The organism is Chamaesiphon sp. VAR_48_metabat_403 (genome assembly GCF_031422475.1).
GTDB lineage: Bacteria > Cyanobacteriota > Cyanobacteriia > Cyanobacteriales > Chamaesiphonaceae > Chamaesiphon.
On record NZ_JANPLS010000510.1, the window covers coordinates 1 to 6979 of the forward strand.

The 6979-nt window shown below is 44.4% G+C and carries 5 protein-coding genes; 1 reads left to right on the top strand and 4 read right to left on the bottom strand.

The genetic code is table 11. From position 1 onward, the window contains the following. Positions 1-28: 28 nt before the first annotated feature. Both RMO79_RS23830 and RMO79_RS23835 read right to left on the bottom strand, forming a co-directional pair. On the bottom strand, positions 29-1570 hold the full coding sequence (locus tag RMO79_RS23830) for a DUF5691 domain-containing protein (protein WP_310485759.1): 1542 nt from the start codon (positions 1568-1570) through the stop codon (positions 29-31). Next, a complete protein-coding gene (locus RMO79_RS23835) occupies positions 1570-2922 on the bottom strand; it encodes an SWIM zinc finger family protein (protein ID WP_310485760.1) in 1353 nt (450 codons plus the stop codon). The genes RMO79_RS23830 and RMO79_RS23835 overlap by 1 nt, the downstream gene beginning before the upstream one ends. Positions 2923-3078: 156 nt before the next feature. On the opposite strand from RMO79_RS23835, the gene RMO79_RS23840 reads away from it, so the two are divergent. Further along, positions 3079-3612 carry a hypothetical protein gene (locus tag RMO79_RS23840; protein WP_310485761.1) on the top strand — a complete coding sequence of 178 codons (534 nt, stop codon included), beginning with the start codon at positions 3079-3081 and terminating at the stop codon, positions 3610-3612. A gap of 138 nt (positions 3613-3750) precedes the next feature. On the opposite strand, the gene RMO79_RS23845 is transcribed toward RMO79_RS23840, so the two are convergent. Both RMO79_RS23845 and RMO79_RS23850 read right to left on the bottom strand, forming a co-directional pair. Next, on the bottom strand, positions 3751-4530 hold the full coding sequence (locus RMO79_RS23845; protein WP_310485762.1) for a carbonic anhydrase family protein: 780 nt from the start codon (positions 4528-4530) through the stop codon (positions 3751-3753). A 330-nt stretch (positions 4531-4860) separates the two neighbouring features. Further along, positions 4861-6384, bottom strand: a complete 1524-nt coding sequence (locus RMO79_RS23850) for a slipin family protein (protein ID WP_310485763.1) — start codon at positions 6382-6384, stop codon at positions 4861-4863. Positions 6385-6979 lie beyond the last annotated feature (595 nt).

Below are 6979 nucleotides of genomic sequence, written 5' to 3' on the forward strand. Positions count from 1 at the left end.
AGATTTGTATATTATTAAATCCTCATTCCTAAGCAGTATTAAAAGCAGATCGCATGTCTCGTCGAAATTCCAGTAGTTCGATGCAGTTGTTATAACTAAAATTCTCAAGTGACAATCCTGCTTGCCTCTGCTGAAGCTCTGGCAATACGCTAACATCTAAATATTGACCCAGCAGATCGGAGAGATTTTGTTCTCGATAGTAAATATTAGATGAAAGACTACGTTTATGGATATATTTGTGAAATTGTCGTATGACTAAGCTACTAATTTCAGGACTCCATTCCTGATTGTGGCTCATCATTATTTCTAGACTTGTATGAATATTATTTATGAAGTCATCCGCAATCAAAATTCTACTAAAAAATTCTGTCTCTAAATCCAGCATGTCTTTAGATAGGGATTGTAAAAGCTGGCGTACACTATTTATTCCTAAATTAGCTTGGATCAACAATACCTTAATCCAATCTGTTCTTTTTTGATAGCAAGCTGCCTTTGTCCAGCCTCTTAAAAGTGCAAAACTCAGATTGAGATTTACCGCAGTTTTTACAAGTAGATCGATGTTTCCAGACCAAATATTTAGGTCTGTGGCACTGATAACTTGTAAGAATCGCCATTCTTCATCAGATATATTACCTTCATTCTGATTATTACCCCTGCTTATTTTATCATTAATACCAGCATCTTGCCATTCCTTATTACCAGCTTTGGGATAATTAATCTCGATTTTATAATTATTACCATTCTCTTCGATCGTCAAACATTTATCGGCTAATTTAGTTAATCGTTGGCGATATTTACTGGGTAATTGATTTAGCAAGTGAACTGCGACAAGACGTACAGATTCGTTACGATCGAATAAGGCTATTTCCAGAAATTCTTCGTCTGCTAAACTTAACTTAGTTTGCAATACTTCTAACCAGGCTAATCGATCGTCTGCTTTATCTTGTTTCCAACTAGCGGCTACGGCAAGGCAAGATTCGATCGGTTGAAATTGTCGCCATTTAGTTAGTGCGGCTGAACGTTCGGCACGGGTACCAGTCAGCCAAATTTCTTGCAGTTCGATCGGATCTGGAGCTAGATTTGAGCGATCGATCGCATATTTCCACTTGGAATTTTGATTGGCTAACCATTGCCCGCGATCGCCTAAAATTGGTAATATTGCCGATCGTAAATCTCGTTCGCGTTTACCTAAATCTAGTAGTAATGGTAGAAAATCTGGAGGGACTGTTTGCCCCGATTTTGCTAGCAGTCGTAATAGTTCGGGTAAAATTGGCTCGTATTTACTATCATTTAAAATTTCGCTTAAATATCGAGTGGTGGAAGGCGAGCAGCGAGTTAATGTATCCGCAGCGGCGGGGGTTAATAATGGTGCGGTTGCTGATGCTGGGCTGTTGCCGACAGATTCATAAGTAGCCAGTAATCCCGCCGCGCTGAGGATGCGGAGTGTCGCCGATTGACTGGTTAATCGTTCTGAATAATCGCGCAGAGCTGGATGTGTCAGATCGATTGTCGGTTCCTGTCGGATAGTTCCTACCAATGCACTCGCAACTAGAGTTTCCCAAGCATTCATCACCACACCTCCCCAGTATTAGCTTGCCAAAAATTGCGATCGTGCCAAATACCTAACGGTCGTAATTTGTGCCCGTTCCATTCTCCCATCAAAGTTAGCGGATGACCCCCGCTCGATGCTAAAATTTGCCAACCGACGAGATCGGTTATTTGTAACGGTAAATAGTTATTATCTCGATCTACGATCGACCAATTGCCATCGTAATAACTGGGTATGACATCTTGCATGAAGAGTGGAAATGCCTCCAGCCAAGGGTTTTGAATTAATCCTTGCCGATAACGATCGATCGCTAGTTCGATTGTCGCATCTCCCGCGATGGTTGCTGGCTGTCGGGCATCTTGCCGCTCGATCGCGATCGCTCTGAGCGGGTAACTGCTAGGGAAAAAGATCGCTCCTGCGGGTACTAGGGAACCGGGCAACCAGCTTACATCTAACGGTTGGTTGCGAACGGCAAAATTGAGAATTAAGGCATCGCGATCGCTATTTTGACCACGCAGCCAGATTCGCTGAGTTTGCAGATTGCTGGTAGGATCGAGACTCAAGCTTTTGCCCATCACCAACCAATCATCTTGGTGGCTGGTAATTTCCTCGCGTTGCAATAGCCCTAGCAAATCGTCCTGAGAAGTCGTCCAACCTATCTGCGTTCTGATTTCTGCCGCTAGCTCAGGCGAGAGGCTTTCCTGACGCTGGTAGCCCTGAATAATCAGATGAATCTGACTGAGATCGATAAGTAACTGACTCGCCCAATCCGCCGCACCACTATTGGCTACCCCGGCTAATTGTCGCACCCGTCGGGCTAAACCTGGGGCTTGAGCATCTACCAATCGCGCCGCCATGCCATCCCAAAAACTATAAGACTGCGCCTGTGCTTCAGCCAATCCCGCGCTCATTAAATCTTGCAGCCACAAATCTAAATCGGCAATCCCCGCGCCAACTTTATCCGATCGTTTTTGCTGGCGTTTGGCTTGAGCCACCTCATCGACAGGTGCCTTTTGCTTCTCTTCCTTCTTTTGCGCGGTTTGCGATCGTTTATCGATCCGATCTTGCACCCAAGTTGGCGGTGCAGCTTGCGTAAATAAATTCGTGTGGCTGGTATGGAGCAAAAATAAACCCAATCCATGTTTGCACGGAAACTTGCGGCTGGGACAGCTACATTTAAAAGCTGGCTCCGAGAGGTCGATTTGAGCCTGATAGGGATTCTTCCCGCTCCCTTGACATTCGCCCCACAAAACGCGCTCGGTACCGCCCAAATTCTGCCACTTACTAGCAGTGGCTAAAGCTTTGCCATTTTTAACCGATCCCGCGTCCGGTGCCAATGCTACAATTTGTTCGCTGCTCCAAACTATTGCCATAAATGGGTCGATTGCACTATCCTGTCACACATTATCATTAACCAAATCGATCTGTCCACTCGATCTCCAGATCTTGAATCTGATGGTGGTTTTTAAAAATAAAACTGCTGCAATCCGCATTCTGTCGTTAACAGCCAACAAAAGGTCTTACTGAATATGCGCCGTTACTTTTTTTCAATCTCAAAATATACTAGATTGCTAGTCGGATCGATCGCAGTTCTAGCCATGTATCTGACAATTTATTTATCATCCGCTCATCTACCTGTTGCTAACGCCACCAAACCAGAGATCGGTGCAGAAATCGATTCGCTCTCACCCGTTACAGCTCCTACACCAGGAGTCGGCTGGAAAATTACATCTACATCTGGAACTGCGGAAATTGGCTTGGCAAGGCATCTGAGCGATCGAGGTGTCAAGATGTATGGTGCCTATTGGTGTCCGCATTGCTACGAACAAAAACAGTTATTTGGCAAAAAAGCCTGGTCGATCGTCAAACATGTAGAATGTGCTGAAGATGCTCGTAAAAATCCGCAACCAAAAGTTTGCACTAAAGCTGGAATTAAAGGCTTTCCCACTTGGAAAATTCGGGGAAAACTAGATGCTGGAGTCAAAACACTCGCTCGATTGAGTGAATTGACTGGCTATCGAGGCGATCGAAGTTTTAAATACGATCGATTATTAAAAGAATAATTCTTAAAAATCAATCGATCGGTTTGCAATACGACTTGGTTAGTCAGCGACTGAAGTCGCCGCTAGTGATGCAAAGTCCGCCTTCGCGGACTAATTTGAGACAAGAAATCTCAGATGAGATCGCAAGATCGGTTTAGCTTACAAGGTTTCGTGTAATTCTATTTTTCTAGTATTTGTTAATTGAACCGGACGAGCATCGATCGGATAGAGTTGTTCAAATTTACGAATCTGGGCTTGAGAAACCGTAATTGGTTCTGTCAAAACAGCCCAGTTAACGCCCTCGCTACAAGGCGGAGTAGTCAGCGATCCGGCATAACTATAGTAAGATTTATGCAATGGTAAGAGATTAGTAATATCGAAATTGTCACTATCGATCGGATTTGTTTTACCAGTCGGCGGAATCGCATTCCAAATTTTAGCGATCGCAGGATTCTCTTTACCTGCATTTATCATTACGCCCACTACCGCTAATTTACCTGCGGCATCACGATGAACCAGATGCAATTCCATCGCCGCAGTTTTGCCAGCAATTTGGTGTTCGCTGGGGGTATGAAAATGAAATTGCAGGAGCGAATATGCAGTACCATCGATATCGATCGTCCCGCCCGGTGCATAATTAACTTGAATACTATGTCCGTTATTAACTATCTCTACAGGCGACGCTTGATAATTAAATACCATTTGGACTGGTTTTCCTTTAACCGCACCAACAATATCGATCGGCGATTGCTTTTTCCCGATTTCACATGTTGCAAAGTCGCGCGTCAGTTTACCCCAATTCTGAGGATTTGTCTCGCCTTGATAGCTCCAGTCAGGAGTGAGTACTTTGGCAAAACTGGGTAATGGTGAGAGACAGAGTATAGCTAGGAAAAGTGCGATTGCAGCGATTCTGAGCCAATTTTTTTTAACTATGTTCATCAGGAAAATATTTCATTCGAGGCTAACTTAGAATAATTATTTCTAAAAAAGCGATCGAACTGACTAAATTGTGATTTATCTCAACCAAGCTGCGATCGCACCAATCGAAATCTTAGCAAAAATTCCCGTTTGGAAAGGTACCTTGGATACGAAAGTCTAATGGCGACGATGCGTAGTCTTTTACCCCAGCCCCTACTGTGCATCCACAAGTTGTTGGAGTTGTTGCGAAGGTTGTTTACCCCACCCCAGCCCTCCCCTTATAAAGGGGAGGGAGCCGGAAAAGCCCCCTCCCCTTTATGAGGTTGTTAAGGGGTAACCCAACCTCAAAGATTACTTCTTGATATTAATCAGATCGGTTAAGATATTGTCCAAACCACCATTGACTTGAATGCGATCGATCTTTTCGGCAATCCGTTCTAAGATTTCTAACTCCTTCAATCTCAGCGCGACGGGATTTTCTTCCATCACTTTGGCAGTATTGAGCATACTCCGAGTCGCGGCGGTTTCTTCCCGACGGCGCACGACATTCGCTTGAGCGGATTTCTCGGCTTCGACTACTTTACTGAGGATGGTTTTGATTTCTCCAGGTAAGATAATATCTTTCACGCCGACGGATTCTACCAAGATGCCATATTCGGCAGTTTTAGCGCGGATATATTCGGCAATATCGCGATCGATCGTGCCTTTATCTTCTAGCAATCCATCCAAAGTTCGCTCGCCGACGGCTCCCCGCAAGCCAAATTGTAGCTCTTTATAGATAAAGCCGTTGATATCTGCCAAGTTATTCATCGCCTGTAACGGGTTGCTAATCCGATACCCAGCCGTCAGATTGAGCCGCACGGGGACTTTATCTTTAGTGAGAATATCTTGTCCCGAAACTTCCATATTTTGCAGGCGCATATCCATCGCGATCGATCCGAACGATCGATTGAATGTCCACCAGGCATGGATTCCTGGCTCTAGTTGGCTCTGAAATACCCGATCGATATACAAGAATCCTAAGTGCTGCACGGGCACTTCCCGGAGGTGTAAGGCATCGCTGGCGAGCTTTTTAATTTTGTCATTACCCGATACTAATTCGGCAACTAATTGGGGTGAAAGTTGCGAATTGGTACTAATATCGATCGTTTCTACCGTCACGCCTTGCCAAAATAATTTGCGACTGTGGGGCGGTAAAATGGCGATCGGTTGTTGTTTATCGCGCACGATGGCGACTTGTTGTGCCAATGTTTCAGCAACGGTGCAATATTCAGAAATAAATTCGGGATGGAGATCGATTAAAACATCTTCATCGGGGAATGCGGGATTCGCGATCGTCCGATTGAGGGTTTTAAATTGTAAATCTTTAGATGACGACCAAAACGCATATTCACCCGTGCCTAATGGACGCACGAAATTATGCTGCACGTACATTAAACCGATTTCCGATTCGGATACCTGGAACTTTTTAATACCACTCAGGGCAATTCCCCGCGTTTTTTCGACTAAATCTGCTGGTAATTCAATACTTTCCGAAAGATTAAAGTACCGCACATCGATGGTAATAAACCCTTTCCAAAAAGTGCGTAATTGGTTGGGAGCAACTACGATCCAGTTTTGCTTGAATTGGAGTAATGCCACTCTGTCGAACGCTGTCTGGACGATCGTCAGATGTTGCTCTAGTTTAGCGCGATCGGTTTGCAATAACAGCTCTAATTGCTCGATCTGGGCTTCTGGCTGATTGAGATCGTAAGTTTTGACGCTCCAATTCCAGCCGAAATAACGATGCGTACCGGGCAATAAAATCGCCTTAAAGTCGCTCTGGTTATATAAGAAACCTCGCTCGTGAGGTTTGATGTAAAAAGTCTTGAACATATAATTTGTTGGGTTGTCTCCTGAGGGAGAGGCTTCGCCAACGCTTTGCTCTACCCAACCTACGATGGAGAATAGAATTAGAAGTTTTTGCTGATGTTAACCCCGCAAATGCTGGCGTTTGAGACAGTCTGATGACGGACGAAAAGTTTATCTAAAATTAGATTAAGACAGATCGATATTCAAGTTTTATCCTAAGACAAAGCTGTGTTCTCGATCGGCAGATATATCGTTCGTACTAATACCATCGTTCCCGCAGGAACGCCAATAATAGTAGCTGAAGGAAAATACTCAAATAAAAGATGCACGCGATCGCACTAGTACCAAACTGCTGCCAAATTCAGCCGCTAGGCGACTAAATTTTGGCAAAACGCCAACCTTACAGAGTTGAAAAAATGGACTCGAACCATATTGAGATTGCTCTCGTACCGTTTTTTGGCTTGCGCCAACTTCGTGGAAGGAAGGTGCCTGATTTAACCTTTGGCTTGGTTCGGCTTGCGCCGCCTTATCCTAAGTAAGGTGCCTAAATTTAACCTCTGTGGCTGGAGGGTTTTGTTAAAAGTGCGGGACTCGAACCTGCTACCAATTGGCGAAACAC